Source organism: Streptomyces sp. NPDC107559 (assembly GCF_055657365.1).
In genome coordinates, this window is sequence record NZ_JBVKBD010000001.1 from 815887 (window position 1) to 834201 (window position 18315).

Sequence of the window (18315 nt, forward strand, 5' to 3'; positions counted from 1 at the left end):
GGGGAGATACCGGCCGGTATGACCGGGGCTTTCGACCAGGAGCCTCAATCGCCGGACGTCACCATGCAGTTGCGGTTCGAGCCGCCGCCGGAGCCGCCACGGACTCCCGTGCCGCCGCCTCAGATGTCGGACGAAACCATGCAGTTGCGGTTCGAACCGCCACTGACACCGAAACCGACACCAAAACCGAAACCGACGCCGAAACCGACCTCCGCGCCGTCGCCGATGTCGGACGAAACCATGCAGTTGCGGTTCGAACCGCCTCCGCCGGCCGACGCCACCATGGAGCTGAGGGTGGTCAAGCCCTCGGAGCTGCCCGCCCGTTCCGCCGGCCGGCGCGCGACCCGGTCCGCCTCGCCGGCCCCGTCCGCCGGACGCCTCGCCGTGGCGGCCGCGCCGCTCCTGGCCGCGCTGGCCCGTCTGCTGGCACCGGTGACCGCGCGTCTGGCTCCGCTGACGGAGCGTCTGTCCCCTTATATACGACGGCTGGAGCCGTACGCCCGCAAGCTCAGACCGCAGTACCCGCGCCCCGGCCGCACCGACTGGCGTCGCTGGATACCCTCCTGGCGGCAGTCGGTGGGCGCCTTCTTCTCGGCCATCGGCATGACCGGCGCCTTCCTGGTCGTCGCGTACGCGGCCACCGACATCCCGCAGAACCTCAACTCCTATGCCACCCAGCAGGACAACGTCTTCTTCTGGTCCGACGGCACGCCCATGGCCCGCACCGGCTGGGTGCAGCGGCAGGACATGCCCCTGAAGGACATACCCGAGGACGTCCGCTGGGCGGTGCTGGCGGCCGAGAACGCGAGCTTCTACTCCGACCCGGGCATATCCGTCTCCGGCATCGGGCGGGCCCTGTACCGCACGGTCGGCTCGGGCGACACGCAGGGTGGCTCCACCATCACCCAGCAGTACGTCAAGAACGTCTATCTGACCCAGAACCAGACCATCAGCCGCAAGTTCACCGAGGCGATGATCTCCCTCAAACTCGACAACCGGATGAGCAAGGACAAGATCCTCGAGGGCTACCTCAACACCAGCTGGTTCGGCCGCGGCACCTACGGCATCCAGCGCGCCTCCCAGGCCTACTACGGCAAGGACGTCGGCGAACTCGACGTCAGCGAGGCCGCCTTCCTCGCCTCCCTGCTCAAGGGCGCCGGTCTGTTCGACCCGTCGCTGAGCAAGGCCAACCACGCCCGTGCGGTGGAGCGCTGGGGCTGGATCCTCGACCGCATGGTGGACCTCGGCAAGCTGTCCCCGGCCGAGCGGGCCAAGTACAAGACCTTCCCCGAGCCGCTGAAGCAGTCGAAGACCTTCTACACCGGAAGCCAGAGCGACTATCTGGTGGAACTGGCCCAGCAGTACGCCAAGAAGGCCGCAGGTATCTCCGACAAGGACTTCGACCTCGGCGGCTATCAGATCTACACGACGTTCGACCGCAAGCGGGAGACGGCGCTGACCAACGCCGTCGCCAAGGCCCGTAAGCAGGCGAAGCGGAAGGACGCGGACCTCGCGAAGGCCGCCCACTTCGGCGCCTCGTCGATCGCCGCCGACGGCCGGATCCTCGCCGTCTACGGCGGCCCCGACCACCGCACCCAGGGCTACAACGAGTCCAACGCCACGACGGTCCCGGCCGGTTCGGCCTTCACCCCGTTCGTCTACGCCGCCGGGCTCGAGAACGGCGTCCGCACCACCCGCGACAGTCCCGCCACCCCGATCACCGGCGACGCGCTCTACAACGGCGACGACGGCGTGCCCGTCACCACCCCGGAGGGCCCCTACTGGGACCGCGGCGGCAAGAAGGTCGCCGCCCACAACGACGGCGGGAAGTCCTACGGGCAGATCAGCCTGCACCGGGCGCTCGCCGACTCCGTCAACACCCCGTTCATGCAGCTCGGCATGGACACCGGCCTCGACACGGTGCGCGCCACCGCGCAGGCGTCCGGGCTGCTGTCCTCCAGCTTCGGCGCCCAGGTGCCCGCGATGTCCGTGGGCAACGCCACGCCCAGCGCGATCCGGATGGCGAGCGCGTACGGGACGTTCGCCGACGCGGGCCGGCACACCGAGCCGTACTCGGTGAGCCGGATCACCCGCAACGGATCCAAGGTCGCGCTGAAGAAGCCCGCGTCGCAGCGCGCGGTGCGGGCGAAGGTGGCCGAGGAGGTCCGCTCCGCGCTCTCGGACGCGTTCCGTACCGCACATCCCACGGCCGCCCCGGCCTCCGCGGAGGTGACGGGGAAGATCGGCACCACCCAGAACGACACGGCCCTGTGGTACGTGGGCACGGCCCGGTCCGTGTCGACGGCGGTGGTGGTCTACCGCATCGACCTGGCCAAGAGCCTCGAACCGCTGCCCCTGGAGGGGATCGCGGGCACGCCCGCCGACAGCGTCCCGTACGACATCTGGTCGGGCGCCATGAGCCCGCTCGGCTGACCCCCGCCCCGGGCACCCGCCCTCCACCCCCACGGAGAATGAGCCGCGCATGAAGTCACCCTCCGGGCGCCGCCGCGCAGGCCGCGCCCCGCTCCGCACCACCCGGCCCGGGTTCCTCACCCTGGCGGTCCTCCTGGTCGCGGCGTCCCTGGTCGCGGGCTACCTGGTCCTGACCCGTTCCGACAGCACCGCCCCGACGGCGTCCGCGGGCAAGCAGGCGGTCCCCAAGGCGAAGAAGACGCCCTGGGACGGCAGGACGAAGGTGCTGGGGGACGGCTCCACCTCCTACACCGGGCCGCAGCAGGGCGAGTTGAAGCCCGTACCGCTCAAGAAGGGCGAGAAGCCGCCGCAGTTCGTCGTCTTCTCCTGGGACGGCGCACTCCAGGGCGACGACGAGCTCTTCTCGCACTACCGGGAGCTGGCCAAGGAGTACGGCGCCCACATGACGTTCTTCCTCACGGGCATCTACCTGCTGCCCAAGAACAAGAGCGACCTCTACAACCCGCCGCAGCACCCGCGGGGTTCGGCCGCGATCAGCTACGCCACCGACGAGCACATCCGCACCACGCTGGAGCAGCTCGGCGAGGCGTGGAAGGACGGCAACGAGATCGGCACCCACTTCAACGGGCACTTCTGCGGCGCCAAGGGCGGCGGCGACTGGAGCGTCGAGGAGTGGAAGAGCGAGATCGACCAGTTCTACGACTTCGTGGAGCACTGGAAGACCAACACCGGCTTCACCGACATCGCCCCGCTGCCCTTCGACTTCAAGAAGGAGGTGACCGGCGGCCGCGCCCCGTGCCTGGAGGGCCAGGCGAACCTCCTGAAGGCCATCAAGAACTACAAGTGGGCCTACGACGCCAGTTCGGCCGGCGACTTCCAGATATGGCCGAAGAAGAAGGAGGGCATCTGGGACTTCCCGCTCCAGATGCTCCCGTACGAGGGCGGCAAGTACCAGGGCCTGTCCATGGACTTCAACTTCCTCTACAACCAGTCCGAGGGCGAGACCGAGGGCGACGTGGCGAAGTACCCCGAGTGGGAGCAGGAGACCGTCAACTCGTACATGGCGGGCTTCAACCGCGTCTACTACGGCAGCCGGGCGCCGCTGTTCATCGGCAACCACTTCGAGGACTGGAACGGCGGCATCTACATGAAGTCGATCGACCAGGTCATCAAGAACGTGTGCACCAAGCCGGGCGTGAAGTGCGTCTCCTTCAAGGAGTTGGCCGCCTGGATGGACGTGCAGAAGCCCGAGACCCTGGAGCGCCTGCGCAGTCTGGACCCGGGACAGTCGCCCGACTGGTCGACGGTGGTGGAGTGATCGCCTTGACGGACAAGGCAGTTGTGGCAAATGCGGACGTCGTGACAGCCCTGAGGCGGTAATCAAACCTCAACCGCAGCCCCCTTCACAGGAGCCACACACGGCGTGCGAAGATGCCGTTCCCGGCGTCCCCAGTGCCGGGTTAGAGGGGAAACATCAGTGAAGTCAAGGAAATTGAAAGGTACGCGCCGTCGCGTCACGATAATCGGGGCGGCCGCCGTCTCGGTCGTCGCCGGTGCGGCGCTGCTGCCCAACTGGATGGCCGGCGCGGCGGTCGTCGACGATCCCAAGGTGGACGCCAAAACCAAGGCGACCTTCCAGCGGCTGGCGGACGCGGTCTTCACCGACCGTACGGACGCCCTGGTCAGCGGTGCGCAGGGCAACCGTGCCAAGCCGCTGACGGACACCTTCTCCGGAGGTGTCCGGATGTCCTCCGGGCAGGCCCGCCGCCAGGACTCGGCCCTGTCCACGCTGGACCAGCGCAAGGACCTGCTCGCCAAGCTCGGTGAGAAGTACAGCAAGGGCAGCACCACCGTCACGCTGGACGCCACGAACGTGAAGGGCCGCACGGCCAAGGCCGCGGTCACCGAGACCACGACCCTGACCTACTCCAAGGTCCGCGGCAACGAGCCGAAGACCACCGGCTTCCAGGCCCACCACGAGCTGACGTTCACCGCGGACAGCCACGGCAACTGGCAGCTGACCGGTATCAAGGAGACCGACACCGGTTACCTCGCCGTCAACCAGGTGGCCAACCCGGCCGCCAACCCGGCGGTCAAGGCATCGCCCTCCCCGACGGGCAAGGCCTCGGCCACCCCGACGGCCAAGGCTTCGGCTTCCCCCACGGTGAAGGCCTCGGCCTCTCCGACGGTGAAGGCCTCGGCGTCCCCGACGGTGAAGGCCTCGGCGTCCCCGACGACCGCCGACACCACCACGCCGGACGCCCCGCGCGCGGCGACCACCCGGCCGGCGCCCGCCAACCCCAAGAGCTTCACCGGAACCACGTACGACTACAAGGCCATGGCCGCGTACGCGGAGAAGTACTGGAGCACCTACAACAAGGACTACCCGGACTACAACGGTCACGGGGACGGCGGCGACTGCACCAACTTCGTCAGCCAGTCGCTGAAGGCGGGCGGCTGGAAGCACGTCCCGGGCTACGTGTACGACTACACCAAGTGGTTCGGCAACGCCGACATCCAGTCGGACTCGTTCGTCGGTGTCAACGAGTTCTCGTGGTTCGCACAGAACTCGAAGCGGGTCACCCCCCTCGCGAACGTCTACCAGGCGGACATCGGTGATGTCATCCAGATGGACTTCGACAAGGACGGGTCCAAGGACCACTCCATGATCGTCACCTACCGCAGCCCCGACGGCGTGCCGTACGTGACGTACCACTCCACCAACACCTTCCGCCGGTCGGTGGCGAGCCTCGTCGCGTCGTACCCCAACGCCGCGTTCTACGCCTACCGCACCTGAGAAGACCGCGCCCGCCGCTCCCGCCCGGTCAGTCCGGACCGCAGGGGGACGGCGGGCGTGTCCGTGGGGCCCGGAGCTCCGGACTCAGTGCCCCGAGCCGCGCTCCTCGCGGATCCGCGAGACGACCTGTGCCGCCGACCGCCGCACCGCCTCCGTCTCCGTCAGGAAGTGCCAGTAGTCGGGGTGACGCCCCTCCAGGGTGCCGATCGCCCGCTCCAGCCGGGCCACCGCGTCGTCCAGCGGCCGCGCGTCCCGCGGGTCCGGCGTCGTACGCCCCGACATGGCCAGCCGCTGGGCGTCCCGCAGCGCGAACCGGGTGCGCTCGATCTCCTGCTGCGGGTCCTTCTGCACGGCGTTCAGCCTGGTCAGCCGGTCACCCGCGGCCGACACCGCCTCGTCGGTGGTGTTCAGCAGCGCCCGTACGGTGGACAGCAGCGCGGTGGCGTCCGGCCAGCGCTGCGCGTCCCGCGCGGCCTGGGCCTCCGTCAGCTTCGTCTCGGCCTGCCGTACGTTCTGCGCGGCCTGTTCCGGCACGCCCTGGAGGTCCTGCCAGCAGGCGGCCGCGAACCGCCGCCGCAGTTCGCTGAGGACCGGGTCGACCTGCCCGGCACGGGTGGTCAGGGCCTGGGCCCGGGTACGCAGCGACACCAGCCGGTGGTCGATCTCGGCGGCCTGCTCCGGCAGCCGGCCGGCCTGCGCGCGGATCGCCTCGGCCTCCCGGGAGACCCGCTCGGCCCGCTCCAGGGTCCCCGCGACCCCGTGCTGTCCCGCCCCCTGGTTCAGCCGGGTCAGCTCCGGCCCGAGGGCGGCCAGCCGGGCGGCCAGGTCGTCCGCGCGCAGCCCGGCCGCGCGGGCGCCGTCCAGGGCGTTCGAGGCGGCCAGCAGGACCTGGCGGGCCCGCTCGACGGCGGGCGCGAGCCGGGCCAGCTGGGTCTCGGCCTTGCCGAGCAGCGGCCCGAGCCCGTCCGTGAACCGGTCCAGTTCCCCTTTGACCCGGTCGAGTTCGTCCTTGGCCCGGGTGAGTTCGGTGCGGGCGCGGACGGCCGCCGACGCCTCCAGGTCGTCCCGGTCGAGGTCGTGCGCGTCGACGGTGTTGATGTACTGCTGACTGACCTCGTCGATCCGTCTGCCGAGCGCCTCGAAGTCGGCGACGGCACGCCGGGCCGCGGGGGTGCCGTCGACGGCCGTGATCGTCTCGATGGAGATGCGCAGATCGCGCTGGGCGGTGTCCAGCTCGTAGAACGCGGACGCGGCGGCGTCCTTCGCGGCCTGCGCCTCGGCGCGCTGGCTCTCCGCCCGCCCGCCGAACCAGCGCCGGGTGCCGCCCCCGGCGAACGCGGCGGGCAGCGCGAGGGCGACGACGAGCGGCAGACCCATCAGCGTCAGGGTGTCCCGCACGTCCCGCAGCGCGCTTCGCACGGGACGGGGTGCCCCCGGCACCGACGGCGAGTACGGCTGTCCTGGTGTCGCCGTCACATCCCTCTCCCGTGCTGTGATCCGCCCTGCCCGGTGTCATTCTCCCACCGGTGGAGGACGAACACACCGGCCGGTCGGTTCACGGTACGGACCGTGACTTTCCCGCCGGCCGGTGCGCGCGGGTCCGTCGCCGGGCGACGGCGGCCCCGGACCCGCGCGTTCCCGCGATACGCGTTTGCCGGACAGTGCCCCCGGCAATGTAGGCTGTCGACTCGTCCTGGGTGCGTAGCTCAGGGGTAGAGCGCCTGCCTTACAAGCAGGATGTCGGCGGTTCGAAACCGTCCGCGCCCACCAGGACCGGCCGAAGTGCCGGTGCGAGAGGCCCCCGCGGAAGTCCGCGGGGGCCTCTCGTGTGTCCCGCCGGCCGCGTGTCCCGCCTGCTTCGCGGGCGCCGACGCCGTAGCGTGTTCCGGCGGCGGGGACCGTCAGGGGGCGGTGTCGTCCGCGGGTGCGGTCTCGTGGGCGTGCTTGAGCCGGGTGCGTGCCTCCATCCGGTCCCCGGCCGCGATCTCGGCCCAGAACCGGTGGCAGGTGACGAACACCGCGAGCTCGTGCTCCCGCTGCCGCAGCTTCTCCACCTCGGCCTGTTCGTCCGCCGTCCAGCCCGGGGAGGCGGGGCGCTCCACCTTGCGCCAGCCGTTGTGGTCGCTGAAGCCGTCCAGCGGCTCGACCGACCAGGGGAGCCGCTTCAGCAGGGCCGACAGCTCGGCCCGGACCTGATGCAGCTCCTCCTGGCCGGCGCGGAGGTCACTGGGGAAGTCATAGGTCGTAGCCACGCGGCAATGCTACGCCTGTTCGATTTTGCGGTGCGAGTTCCTTCCGGGGGTTCATACGAACGAGTGTGCCGAACGCGTGTTCGGTTCAATGGAGATGCGACCCGGGCCCCCGCCGAACCTGCCGTGGGGCCGTGACAGGTTCCGCGGCGGCCCGCGCGGTCAGTGCCCTGCGTCCGCCAGCTGCCCCACCACACGGGCCGCCACGGGTACGGGAACGCCGTGCCGTCCGGCCGCCCGCAGCAACGCCCCGCCGATCGCGTCCAGTTCGAGCGGACGGCCCGCTTCGGCGTCGCGCTGCATCGACGATCGGGTCCGCGCCGGGAAGGCGTCGTAGCGGGCCAGTGCCGCGGCCGGGTCGGACGGGCCGCCGCAGGCGCGGCTCACCGCGGCCGTCTCCGCCACCAGGGCCGCCAGCTCCTCGCGGTGGCGGGTGCGGATGTCGCCCAGGGGGAGGCCGTACCGGGTGGTGAGCAGGGCGAAGGGGGCGAGGAACGACATCTTCGCCCACAGCGCGGCCGCCTCGTCGGGCAGCACGCGGGTGACCGCTCCGGCGGCCGCGAGAGCCCCGGCGAGCCGGTCCAGGAGGGCGCGCGGGACCGGGTCGCCGGTCAGGTCGACCTCCGCGAACGGGCTGCCGTGTTCGATCACCCCGGGCGCGACCCGGGTCGACTCGACGCGGATGACGGCGGGCGCCACCCGGTCGGGGCGGTGGTGCTCGCGCAGGGCCGCCGGGTGCTCCACACCGTTCAGGAACGGTACGAGGAGGGCGTCGCCGAGGGCCGCGGGCGCGACCCGGGCCAGGGCCGCGTCGAGCGCGGTGTGCTTGACGGCGACCAGACAGGCGTCGACCGGTTCGTCCAGTTCCGCGGCCGCCTCGACCCGGGCCGTGAAGTCCCCGAACAGCTCGCTGCGGACGCGGATGCCGTCGGTGCGCAGGGTGCGGGCCGTGCCGTCGCCCGCCAGGCAGATCACCCGGTGCCCGGCACGGGCCAGCAGCGCGGCCAGCAGGCCGCCCACACCGCCCGGACCCAGGACGGCCACGGTGAGTTCGTCGTTCGCCATGATGGATGGCTCCTCTCGTCGGTCGGCCCCGTCACGGTGGCCGCCTCGACGAGGATCATCGCAGCGGCCGTCACGCCGACTTCCTGCGGGGCCCGCGCGCGGGGGGCCACACTGGAGTCATGTGCCGCAGCATCAAGACGCTCCGTCCGCCCGCGTTGCCCGAGGAGGCCACGGAGGAGGAGATCCGCGCCGCCGCTCTTCAGTACGTGCGCAAGGTCTCCGGGTTCCGTGCGCCCGCCGCCCACAACCAGGAGGTGTTCGAACGCGCCGTGGACGCCGTGGCGCGGGCCACCGCGGAACTCCTCGACGGCCTGGAGGTCCGCGGGCAGGCGGTCCGGCAGGCGGGCTGAGCGCCGCGCGGCCGGATCCGGCGCCCCGGTCCTACGACGCCGGCCGGCGCCGCATCAGGAGTGCGGCGGCGGAGCCCGCCCCGAACAGCGCCAGCACCGACACGCCCGTGGCCAGCCAGGTGGCGCCCAGCCACTGGGCGCCGAAGTAGCCGAGGGCGACGCTGTAGACGGCCCAGGAGAGCCCGGCCAGCGCGGACCAGGGCAGGAAGTCGCGCACGCGCCGGCGGGCGGCACCCGCGCCCAGCGAGACGACCGAGCGGCCGGCCGGGGCGAAGCGGGCCAGCACGACCAGGGCGCCGCCGCCCCGCGCGAGGGCCGCGCCGAGCCGCTCCTGTGCGAGGCGCAGCCGGCGCGAGCGGGCGATCGCCCGGTCCAGGCGCTCGCCGCCGCGCCAGGCCAGGCGGTAGGCCGCCATGTCCCCGAGGACCGAGGCGGTGGCGGCGGAGAGGATCAGGAACAGGATGTCGGGGACCCGGGCGGGCACCTCCCCGGCCACGGCGGCGCCCGAGCCCGCGGCCGCCGCCGTGGCGGCCGTGATCACCAGGACGCCGCTCGGCAGTACCGGCACGAACACATCGAAGAGGACCGATACGGCCACCATGGCGTATATCCATGGACTGCCCGTCAGCGCCCCCACAACCTCCAGCACCGCAAACTCCCTGCTATTCCCCCGTGGCCCTACCGCGCCGCGATGTCGCGGGGGAGCGGCAGGGGCAGCCATGACAGCCATACAGCGTACGCCCGAAGTGTGACAGGAGTTCCAGGTGGGGCGGGTGGATTTTCGATAAGGGCGTGCAGAAGGGCACGCACGGCACGCATCGCCTGTAACCGGCAAAGGGACCGGCAAAGGGTGTGTACACCCCCGGTCCCGGGTCCCGGGTGCGGTCGGCGCGGGTGACCCAGGTGTCCGTGTGCGGTCAGCGCAGGGCGCTCAGCGTGCGCCAGTGCTCCCAGTCGACGTTCCAGTCGCCGAGGCCGTTGTTCGGCGCCACCGCCCCCTTCGTCTGCGCGCCCTCGACCTCGAACGGGTCGCCGACCCGGACGCGTTCGTAGAGCCACCGGGCGTCGGCGTCGCTCATGCCGATGCAACCGTGGCTCCTGTTGGCCCGGCCGAAGTAGGCGGCGTTCCACGGAGCCGCGTGCGCGTAGGTGCCCGACCAGGTCAGCCGTACCGCGTAGTCGACCATCTGGTCGTAGGCGTTGCCGAGGTTCACGGTCTCGGAGTTCATCCGGATCGTGCCCTCCTTCGCCAGCACCACCTCGGTGCCGCGCCAGGAGCCCGTCTCGGGGCCGGGCGTGCCGCCGGACACCGGGAAGGTCCGCACGTCGTGGCCGTCGCGTTCCAGGGTGAGCTGCTTGCTGTCGAGGTCGACCTTGAACACCTGCCGCGGGCCGACGGTGAAGCCGAACCGGTAGTCGCGGACGAACCAGCCGCCGTCCGGCCCCGAGTCGGTGCCGTTCAGCCGGGCGTCCAGGGTCACCTCGGTGCCGGGACGCCAGTACTCCCGGGGCCGCCAGTCGACCCGGTCCTTGCCCGACCAGTCCTTCATCCAGCCCCAGCAGCCCTCGGTGCCGTTCGAGGTGGTGACCCTCAACTGCCGCTCCACCGCCGCCTTGTCGCGGACGGGGTGGTCGAAGACCAGTGAGATCGGCTGGGCCACCCCGACGGTCGTGGTGTCGCCGGGCCGCCAGTCCACCTTGTTGACCCGGCCGGGGGCGGCGGTGCCGAACGAGGTCCGCCGGGTCCCCGTGGTGCCGTCCTGCGCCCGGGTGTCCGCCTTGACGGTGTAGGAGGCGCCGGGCACGGCGTCGCGCTCCGAGGTCCAGGTCCGGCCGCCGTCCGACAGGGTGCCGGTGAGCGTGCCGCCGTGGGTGTCGCTGACGGTGACCGAGGTGAGGGTGCCGCCGTGGGCGGTGACCACGACCGGCCTGCCCGCCTTCGCCCGGGCGCCGTCCGGCGTCACGGTGACGGTGACTGTCCGGCCGTGCGTGCTCCCCCCGCCGGCCTTCGCGTCCGAGCCGGCGGCCGTCGTACCGCCGGACGAACAGGCCGCCAGGGCCGCGGTCAGCAGGGCGGCGACCGCCGTGGCCACGGCGGCGCGGGAGCGGACCGGACCGCTGCGGGCCGGGTGCCGGGTCCGGCCCCTGCGGACCGCATGACGTATCTGGCTCAACGGAAATACCTCCGTGGGAGTCGAAGCGCACCGGGAACGCACTGGACCCTAGGGCGCGGAAAGCGCCGTACGACGGCTTGCGGGCCGTGTGACGGCGGTTGCCGGGGAACGGTCGTCGTCCCGTCACATACGCCGCTCGCAACGGTCACGGGCGGCTGTGAATCTTCCTGGCGTCCCGAGCCGAACGGCCCGGTTCCCACCTGACATCCACGGCCCCCGAGGAGGCGCAGTGTCAGCGCTGCTCGTGACGGCAGGACGCGGACAGCGGCAGACGTGGCTGGGTCCCGTCTCCGCCGAGACGTACCGCGCCTTTCTCGCGTCCGGCACCGGAGCCGCCCTGGCTCCGGGCTTTCTCCAGTGCCCGTCCTGGGCCACGGTGAAGGCCGGCTGGCGGTCCCAACTGCTCGGCTGGGGGCCGCGGTCCGGCTCCCGCGCGGGACAACTGAGCGGAGTGGCACTGGTGTTGCTGCGCCAGTTCCCGGGCACCCGAAGACACTTCGCCTATCTGCCCGAAGGGCCGGTCGCCGACTGGACCGACCCGGACCTCGACGACTGGCTCTCCCCGCTGCTCGGCCATCTGCGCGCCCAGGGCGCGTTCGCCGTGCGCATCGGGCCCTCGCCCGCCCACCGCCGGTGGAGCGCCGCCGCGCTCAAGGCGGCGGCCGGTCCCGGGCGGCGCCTGTCCGACCTGCTCGACTGCGAGGTCGACCCGCTGGGCACCGCCGTCGCCGAACGGCTGCGGGCCCGCGGCTGGCGGCGGTGCGGCGACGGTGACGACGACGGGGACGCCCAGCCCCGCTATGTCTTCCGGGTGCCGCTGGCCGGACGCACCACCGACGACCTGTGGTCCGGGCTCAATCAGGAGTGGCGGCGCAACATCCGCCGGGCGCGCAAGGCGGGCGTGCAGGTCACGGTGGGCGGTGCTGCCGAACTCCCGGATTTCTACCGGCTGCTGAGGGTCACGGAGGAACGCGACGGCTTCCGTCTCGGCCGCTCGCTGGCGTACTACGAGCGCCAGTACGCGGCCCTCAACGCCGAGGAGCCGGGCCGGATGAGGCTCTACCTCGCCCGCCACGAGGGCGAGATCCTGGCCGCCCACACCATGATCACCGTGGGTCGGCGGGTCTGGTACCAGACCGGGGCCTCGGCCGACCACCGGCGCGAGGTCCGCCCCTCCAACGCGCTCCAGTGGCAGATGATGCTCGACGCCCACGCCCGTGGCGCGGACGTCTACGACATGCGCGGGATACCCTCCACACTCGACCCCGGCGAACGCGCGTACGGGTTGCTGCGATGGAAGCTCGGTACCGGGGGACAGGTCGCCGAGACGCTGGGGGAATGGGAGACACCCTTGAACGGTCCTGCCAACCACACGCTGTACCGCGCGTTCCAGATGTACCTGGCCCGGCGATGAGCGCCGCCCCGCCCCGGACCGCCCCGGACGGCCCCGGCCCCGCCCACGGGACCGGCCCGACGGACGCGACGGACACGCCAGACCCGTCGGACCCGTCGGACCCGAACGACGCTGAGCGCACGGAGCGCACGGAGCGCACGGAGCGCACGGAGCGCACGGAAGGCACGGAGCGCACGGAAGGCACGGAGGGCGCGGAGGGCGCGGAGGGCACGGAGGGCACGGAGGGCACGCGGGAGCGGCCGGCAGTCCGCGGTTCGGGCTCGGTGCTGCGCAGCGGCGCGGTCATGGCGGCCGGGTCCCTCGTCTCCCGCGCCACCGGCTTCGTACGCTCCGCCGTGGTCGCCGCCGCGCTCGGCGCGGGACTGGCCGCCGACGGCTACGCGGTCGGCAACACCGTCCCCAACATCGTCTACACGCTGCTCCTCGGCGGCGCGCTCAACGCCGTCTTCGTCCCCGAACTCGTCAAGGCCGCCAAGGAGCACGAGGACGGCGGAGCCGCCTACACCGACCGTCTGCTCACCGCCTGCACGGCCGCGCTGGTGCTGATCACGGCCGGGGCGGTGCTCGCCGCGCCCGCCCTGGTGGCGGCCTACACCGACTACACGGGCGCACAGGCGGCGACGACGGTGGCCTTCGCCCGCTCCTGTCTGCCCCAGATCTTCTTCCTCGGTCTGTTCACCCTGCTGGGGCAGGTGCTGAACGCCCGGGGCCGGTTCGGCGCCATGATGTGGACGCCGGTGCTCAACAACGTGGTCGTCATCGCCGTCTTCGGCCTGTACCTGGCCACCGTCGTGGACGGCCACCCGCTCACCCCCGGCGAGACCGCGCTGCTCGGCTGGGGCACCACGGCCGGGATCGTCGTCCAGGCGCTGGCCCTGCTGCCGTCCCTGCGCGCGGCCCGCTTCCGCTGGCGGCCCCGCTTCGACTGGCGGGGCAGCGGGCTGTCCCGGCCGCTGCGCTCGGCCGGCTGGCTGGTCCTGCTCGTGCTCACCAACCAGCTCGCCTACTGGCTGGTGACCCGGCTCGCGACCTCGGCGGGGCAGCGCGCGGCGGCCCAGGGTATCGACGGCGGCGCCGGATTCAGCGCCTACGGCAACGCGTATCTGCTGTGGGCCGTTCCGCACGGCATCGTGACCGTCTCCCTGGTCACCGCGCTGATGCCGGGCATGAGCCGCAAGGCGGCCGACGGCGACACGGCCGGGCTGCGCCGGGACGTCTCGTACGCCCTGCGGAGCACCTCGGCCGCCGTCGTGCCCGCCGCGAGCGTGCTCCTCGCCGCGGCCGGGCCGGTCATGGCGGTCGCCTTCCAGTACGGCAGGACCGGCGCGGACGACATCGCGGTCATGGCGGGGGCGCTGGCGGCCTTCGCGCCCGGACTGATCGCCTTCTCCGGGCAGTACGTCCTCTCCCGCGCCTTCTACGCGCTCTCCGACACCCGTACGCCCTTCCTGCTCAACCTGGTGATCGCCGGGCTCAACGCGGGCCTGTCCGCGGCCGCGTGTGCGCTGCTGCCCGTGCGCTGGGCGGTCACCGGGATGGCCGGAGCGTACTCGGCGGCGCTGTTCGTGGGGTGGGCGGTCACCGCCCGCGTCCTCGACCGCAGGCTGAGGGCGGGGACCGGCGTCGTCCGGCGTGCGCCGTGGCGCTCCCCGGCCGTGGCCGGACTGGCCCGGCTGCTGACGGCCGCGGTCCCGGCCGTCCTGCTCGGCCACGCGGCGGCCGGGCGCACGGCCTTCCTCGGCCCGCCGGTGTCGGCGGCGGCCGGCACGGCGGCCGTCCTGGCGGTCTTCGCCCTGCTGGCCCGCCCGCTGCGTCTGACCGAACTGGAAGCGGCGCTGCGGGCGGTGCCCCGGCCGGCGCGCCGCCGGAACTGACCCCGGGGGAGCGGCCGCGGTCGCTGTCCGCCGACCGGATTGCGCTGCCCGCGACTTGGTGTCGCCCGACGGGCACATGAACGCTCATGGCCGCCACTTGGCGTTCCGTGTCCGCCATCTGCTCTTCCCTGCCTGCCATTTGATCGAATGGAATACTCCGCACATGCCACGTGTCCTGCTCATCGAAGATGACGCCTCCGTCCGCGAAGGCATCGAACTCGGCCTGCGCCGCCGGGGGCACGAGGTGCGCAGCGCCGCCACCGGCGAGGCCGGACTCGAGGCCATCGGCGCGTTCCGGCCCGACCTGCTGCTCCTGGACCTCATGCTGCCCGGCATCAACGGTGTCCAGGTCTGCCGCCGGGTGCGCGAGGCCGGACAGCTACCGATCATCATGCTCACCGCCCGCGGCGACGACTTCGACGTGGTGGTCGGGCTGGAGGCCGGAGCCGACGACTACATCGTCAAACCCGCCCGTACGGAGGTCATCGAGGCCCGCATCCGGGCCGTACTGCGCCGCATCGACGAGCCGGGCGGACGCTCCACGGTGGAGACGCACGGCGACCTCACCATCGACCGCGCCGGACTGACCGTCGCCAAGGCCGGGCAGCGCCTGGCACTCGCCCCCTCCGAGCTCAAGCTCCTGCTGTACCTGACGGCCGCGCCCGAGCAGGTCTTCAGCCGGCAGCAACTGCTCGAACAGGTCTGGGAGCACAGCTTCCACGGCGACGCCCGGCTGGTCGACGCCTGTGTACGGCGCCTGCGCAACAAGATCGAGGACGTGCCGGGCGAGCCCCGCTACATCCAGACCCTGCGGGGCTTCGGCTACCGTTTCGGGCCGTTCCCGCACACCGAGCGGAGCTGAGCCGTGATGCCAGGCCCCGGCCCGTACGCCGACGAGGACGGACGGCGCGGCACCGTCCCGGTGAACCCGTGGTGAGGCGCCGCAGGATCCTCATCGGACTGCGCACCCGACTGGTGCTCGCGTTCCTGCTGGTCGCCGCGGTCAGCGCGGGGACCACCGCGGCCCTCACCTACCGCGAGGCCCGCACCGCGATCCTCCAGCAGGCCCAGGACACCGCGGTGTCCTCCTTCCGCGAGCGGGTCCAGGAACTGGGCACCCCGCTGCCCGTCGACCCCAAGGTGTTCCAGGAGCAGCTGCGCCTGCTCGCCCGGCAGGGCAACCCCCATCCCTGGGTGGTGTTCGCCGAGTACGGCTCGCTGCGGATCTCCTCGGCCTACGATCCGGTCTCCACCGTGATCACCCCCGAGCTGCGGCGGGCCGCGCACGCCCATGCGCGCGGCAGCTTCCAGCGGGTCGACCAGCACGGCACCCCCTGGCTGACCGTGGCCGTCCCGACCGTCTTCCGCATCGGCGGGACCGCGCGTCCCACCGGGCTGATCCTGTACGCCGTGATGCCGCTGACCGACGAGGAGACCAACGTCCGGGCCATGCTCACCGCCGCCCGCGACGGCGCCGTCCCCGGTCTCGCGGTGGCGCTCCTGCCGGCCCTGCTGTCGGCGCGCAGCGTGCTGCGCCCGGTCCGCGAACTGAGCACGGCCGCCCGCCGGATGGGCGACGGCCGCCTGGACACCCGGATCCAGGTCCGGGGCGGCGACGAACTCGCCGATCTGGCGGGCACCTTCAACGAGACCGCCGCCGAACTGGAGCGGACCGTCGGCGAACTGCGGGCGGCGGAGGCCCGCGCCCGTCGCTTCGCCTCCGACGTCTCCCACGAACTGCGCACCCCGCTGGCCGGGATGCTGGCCGTCACCGAGGTGCTCGACGAGGACGCGGCCCGGCTCGCTCCGGACACCGCCGCCGCCGTCCGGCTGATCAGCGCCGAGACGTGCAAACTGGCGGTCCTCGTCGAGGACCTGATGGAGATCTCCCGGTTCGACGCCCGGGCCGCCGAACTGAACACCGACGAGGTCGACATCGCCCAGGCCATCCGCAAGACCCTGGCGAGCCGTCGCTGGAGCGACACCGGCGAGATCGTCACGGAACTGCCCGACGGCATCCGGGCCCGGATCGACCCCCGGCGGTTCGACGTCGTCGTCGCCAACCTCGTCGGCAACGCGCTGCGGCACGGCGGCGCGCCCGTCGTGGTGCGGCTGCGCACCGAGCCGTACGGCGCCGGGGAGCCCGGGGCGGGCCCGCCGCCCGTCCGGCTCGTCACCGAGGTCGCGGACGCCGGTCCCGGCATCCCCGCCGACGTGCTGCCGCATATCTTCGACCGCTTCTACAAGGCGGACGCGGCCCGCGGCCGTTCGGCGGGCAGCGGCCTCGGCCTGGCCATCACCCTGGAGAACGTACGGCTGCACGGCGGCACGATCCGCGCCGCGAACGGCCCGCAGGGCGGTGCCGTCTTCACCGTGGAGATGCCCCTGGCGGGCCGGGAGGGGACGGCATGAGCCGCACGGGCCCGGGCCGGGCCGCGGGCACCCGCCCACGCCCACGCGTGGGGCGTGCCCTCGCGGGCTGTGCCGCGGCGTCCGCCCTGCTCACCGGCTGCGGAGTGCAGGCGACCGACGTCATCGAGGCGGGCGGGCCGGCCACCGTCCCGGTCTATCCCGCGTACAAGCACCGGGCGGTGCTGTTCTTCCTCGACTCGGCCGGCCGGCTGACACCGGCTGTCCGGTCCCTCGTGCCGGACCTCTCCAGCGCCGATGTGCCCGTGTCGCTCCCGAAGACCCTTGCCCTGCTGCTCGCGGGCCTCTCCGACGAGGAGCGCTCGGCCGGACTGCGCACGGACCTGCCGCCGGGCGCCGGCGCCGGGGCGGAGGTGAAGACGGCCCCCGGCACCCTGATCATCCGCCTCCCGCTGGACGTGCGGCCCCTGTCGGACGGCGCGCGGCGCCAGCTGGTGTGCACGGCCGCCTACGCGCAGGACGGGGACGGCATCGCGAAGGTCACCCTCGTCGGCGACGACGGCGTTCTCCCGGCGGACGTTTGCTGACCGGCCCGGCAGCGGGCCGGCGAGCGCCCTTCCCCGGCGTCCCGAGCCGCACGGGACGCCGGAGGAGGGCCGGGGACCGCGTGCTCAGCAGCCGTTGAGCACCGAGGTCAGCTTGGTCTTCTCGGCGGAGTCGATCTTGAGGTTGTAGTAGTACTTCACCTGCACCCAGGCGCGGGCGTAGGTGCAGGCGTACGAGCTGAGCGGGGGCATCCACTCGGCCGGGTCCTTGTCGCCCTTGGACTGGTTGACGTTGTCCGTGACGGCGAGCAGCTGCGGGCGCGTCACGTCGTTGGCGAAGGCCTGGCGCTGGGCCGTGGTCCAGGCGCTCGCGCCGGAGTCCCAGGCCTCGGCCAGCGGGACGAGGTGGTCGATGTCGACGTCGGAGGCGGCGGTCCAGGTGGCGCCGTCGTACACGGAGTACCAGCTGCCGCTGGTGGCGACACAGGCGGAGTCGGTGGTGACGTTGGAGCCGTCGCGCTTGAGGATGTACTCACGGGTGTTGCAGGTCCCGCTGATGGTGATCCAGGTCGGGAACAGGTCCCGGGCGTAGCCGGTACGGTTCTCGGTCGCCACGGTGAGCGAGGCGAGGTAGGTACGGGCCGTGGCGGCGCTGACCGGGGTGGGGAGGGCGGCGGAGGCGGTCGGGGAGTTGAAAAGTCCGGCGGAGGCTATGAGCCCGGTGAGCGTGGCGAGTATGCTCACCCGTCGACGCGCGTAGAACTTCGACATGCGAACTCCCTTGGGGGGCAGGGGTGTTGGTGTGCGAGCGACTGAATGCTCGCGGCGCCGCGTTGCGTGGAGGTGTGCGCCCGGTAAGAAGTTAATGACGTGAACATGACACAACAAGAGGAACGCAGGGACTTTCGTCCCTGGGGGCCGCCCGGGGCGTCGCGTACGATGGACGGAGCAGAAGGGGAGTAGCTCTTCGCCGGACCGTCGACATACTGCTCAGCTCGTCTGAGCCGGCGCCCGGAGGCAGACCTCGATCACGGGGTCGGCCAG

General features: G+C 72.4%; 16 protein-coding genes and 1 tRNA gene. 10 read left to right on the forward strand and 7 right to left on the reverse strand.

The genetic code is table 11. From position 1 onward, the window contains the following. Nucleotides 1-119 precede the first annotated feature (119 nt). A complete protein-coding gene (locus ACZ7OY_RS03400; RefSeq protein ID WP_471910386.1) occupies nt 120-284 on the reverse strand; it encodes a hypothetical protein in 165 nt (54 codons plus the stop codon). Between ACZ7OY_RS03400 and ACZ7OY_RS03405 the strand changes: the two genes are divergently transcribed. The 3 genes from ACZ7OY_RS03405 to ACZ7OY_RS03415 all read left to right on the forward strand — a co-directional run bounded on the left by ACZ7OY_RS03405 (nt 241) and on the right by ACZ7OY_RS03415 (nt 5230). Beyond that, nucleotides 241-2433 (forward strand): transglycosylase domain-containing protein, encoded by a 2193-nt coding sequence (locus ACZ7OY_RS03405; RefSeq protein WP_471909807.1) that lies wholly within the window; start codon nt 241-243, stop codon nt 2431-2433. The two genes, ACZ7OY_RS03400 and ACZ7OY_RS03405, sit on opposite strands and share 44 nt — an antisense overlap. A 49-nt stretch (nt 2434-2482) precedes the next feature. Continuing rightward, on the forward strand, nt 2483-3751 hold the full coding sequence (locus ACZ7OY_RS03410; protein ID WP_471909808.1) for a polysaccharide deacetylase family protein: 1269 nt from the start codon (nt 2483-2485) through the stop codon (nt 3749-3751). A 159-nt stretch (nt 3752-3910) separates the two neighbouring features. Further along, a complete protein-coding gene (locus ACZ7OY_RS03415) occupies nt 3911-5230 on the forward strand; it encodes an amidase domain-containing protein (protein ID WP_471909809.1) in 1320 nt (439 codons plus the stop codon). 84 nt (nt 5231-5314) lie between these two features. On the opposite strand, the gene ACZ7OY_RS03420 is transcribed toward ACZ7OY_RS03415, so the two are convergent. Then, a complete protein-coding gene (locus ACZ7OY_RS03420) occupies nt 5315-6706 on the reverse strand; it encodes a hypothetical protein (RefSeq protein ID WP_471909810.1) in 1392 nt (463 codons plus the stop codon). Nucleotides 6707-6925: 219 nt separating this feature from the next. On the opposite strand from ACZ7OY_RS03420, the gene ACZ7OY_RS03425 reads away from it, so the two are divergent. Continuing rightward, nucleotides 6926-7000: transfer RNA gene (locus ACZ7OY_RS03425), tRNA-Val, on the forward strand. Between the two features lie 131 nt (nt 7001-7131). Here ACZ7OY_RS03425 and ACZ7OY_RS03430 read toward each other — a convergent pair. Both ACZ7OY_RS03430 and ACZ7OY_RS03435 read right to left on the reverse strand, forming a co-directional pair. Further along, entirely contained in the window at nt 7132-7482 is a 351-nt protein-coding gene (locus tag ACZ7OY_RS03430) for a hypothetical protein (protein WP_351605504.1), read from the reverse strand. A 159-nt stretch (nt 7483-7641) separates the two neighbouring features. After that, nucleotides 7642-8544, reverse strand: a complete 903-nt coding sequence (locus ACZ7OY_RS03435) for a ketopantoate reductase family protein (protein WP_471909811.1) — start codon at nt 8542-8544, stop codon at nt 7642-7644. 119 nt (nt 8545-8663) lie between these two features. Here ACZ7OY_RS03435 and ACZ7OY_RS03440 point away from each other — a divergent pair, with 119 nt between their 5' ends. After that, complete coding sequence (locus tag ACZ7OY_RS03440) at nt 8664-8894, forward strand: DUF2277 domain-containing protein (protein ID WP_471909812.1); 231 nt, start codon at nt 8664-8666, stop codon at nt 8892-8894. A gap of 31 nt (nt 8895-8925) precedes the next feature. Here ACZ7OY_RS03440 and ACZ7OY_RS03445 read toward each other — a convergent pair whose 3' ends face one another. After that, entirely contained in the window at nt 8926-9543 is a 618-nt protein-coding gene (locus ACZ7OY_RS03445; protein ID WP_351605495.1) for a DedA family protein, read from the reverse strand. 268 nt (nt 9544-9811) lie between these two features. Next, nucleotides 9812-11059, reverse strand: a complete 1248-nt coding sequence (locus ACZ7OY_RS03450) for a L,D-transpeptidase (protein ID WP_471910368.1) — start codon at nt 11057-11059, stop codon at nt 9812-9814. A 238-nt stretch (nt 11060-11297) separates the two neighbouring features. On the opposite strand from ACZ7OY_RS03450, the gene ACZ7OY_RS03455 reads away from it, so the two are divergent. The 5 genes from ACZ7OY_RS03455 to ACZ7OY_RS03475 all read left to right on the forward strand — a co-directional run bounded on the left by ACZ7OY_RS03455 (nt 11298) and on the right by ACZ7OY_RS03475 (nt 17313). Further along, nucleotides 11298-12482, forward strand: coding sequence for a lipid II:glycine glycyltransferase FemX (locus ACZ7OY_RS03455; protein WP_471909813.1), 1185 nt, complete (start codon nt 11298-11300; stop codon nt 12480-12482). 284 nt (nt 12483-12766) lie between these two features. Further along, the gene (gene murJ / locus ACZ7OY_RS03460) at nt 12767-14356 is read left to right on the forward strand and encodes a murein biosynthesis integral membrane protein MurJ (protein WP_471910369.1); all 1590 of its coding nucleotides are present in this window, start codon (nt 12767-12769) and stop codon (nt 14354-14356) included. A gap of 163 nt (nt 14357-14519) precedes the next feature. Then, nucleotides 14520-15218 carry a response regulator gene (locus ACZ7OY_RS03465; RefSeq protein WP_471909814.1) on the forward strand — a complete coding sequence of 233 codons (699 nt, stop codon included), beginning with the start codon at nt 14520-14522 and terminating at the stop codon, nt 15216-15218. A 68-nt stretch (nt 15219-15286) separates the two neighbouring features. Beyond that, nucleotides 15287-16768, forward strand: a complete 1482-nt coding sequence (locus tag ACZ7OY_RS03470; RefSeq protein ID WP_471909815.1) for an ATP-binding protein — start codon at nt 15287-15289, stop codon at nt 16766-16768. Next, nucleotides 16765-17313, forward strand: a complete 549-nt coding sequence (locus tag ACZ7OY_RS03475; RefSeq protein ID WP_471909816.1) for a hypothetical protein — start codon at nt 16765-16767, stop codon at nt 17311-17313. The genes ACZ7OY_RS03470 and ACZ7OY_RS03475 overlap by 4 nt, the downstream gene beginning before the upstream one ends. Nucleotides 17314-17397: 84 nt before the next feature. Here the strand turns inward: ACZ7OY_RS03475 and ACZ7OY_RS03480 are convergent, their stop codons facing one another. Further along, nucleotides 17398-18042 carry an HNH endonuclease family protein gene (locus tag ACZ7OY_RS03480; protein ID WP_471909817.1) on the reverse strand — a complete coding sequence of 215 codons (645 nt, stop codon included), beginning with the start codon at nt 18040-18042 and terminating at the stop codon, nt 17398-17400. Nucleotides 18043-18315: the final 273 nt, after the last annotated feature.

What these genes read in the sequence shown, in the direction of transcription:
- ACZ7OY_RS03400 (WP_471910386.1), bottom strand. Translation starts at nt 284, where the DNA reads ATGGTGGCGTCGGCCGGCGGAGGCGGTTCGAACCGCAACTGCATGGTT.
- murJ (WP_471910369.1), top strand. Translation starts at nt 12,767, where the DNA reads ATGGCGGCCGGGTCCCTCGTCTCCCGCGCCACCGGCTTCGTACGCTCC.
- ACZ7OY_RS03465 (WP_471909814.1), top strand. Translation starts at nt 14,520, where the DNA reads ATGCCACGTGTCCTGCTCATCGAAGATGACGCCTCCGTCCGCGAAGGC.
- ACZ7OY_RS03435 (WP_471909811.1), bottom strand. Translation starts at nt 8,544, where the DNA reads ATGGCGAACGACGAACTCACCGTGGCCGTCCTGGGTCCGGGCGGTGTG.
- ACZ7OY_RS03405 (WP_471909807.1), top strand. Translation starts at nt 241, where the DNA reads ATGCAGTTGCGGTTCGAACCGCCTCCGCCGGCCGACGCCACCATGGAG.
- ACZ7OY_RS03440 (WP_471909812.1), top strand. Translation starts at nt 8,664, where the DNA reads ATGTGCCGCAGCATCAAGACGCTCCGTCCGCCCGCGTTGCCCGAGGAG.
- ACZ7OY_RS03410 (WP_471909808.1), top strand. Translation starts at nt 2,483, where the DNA reads ATGAAGTCACCCTCCGGGCGCCGCCGCGCAGGCCGCGCCCCGCTCCGC.
- ACZ7OY_RS03475 (WP_471909816.1), top strand. Translation starts at nt 16,765, where the DNA reads ATGAGCCGCACGGGCCCGGGCCGGGCCGCGGGCACCCGCCCACGCCCA.
- ACZ7OY_RS03480 (WP_471909817.1), bottom strand. Translation starts at nt 18,042, where the DNA reads ATGTCGAAGTTCTACGCGCGTCGACGGGTGAGCATACTCGCCACGCTC.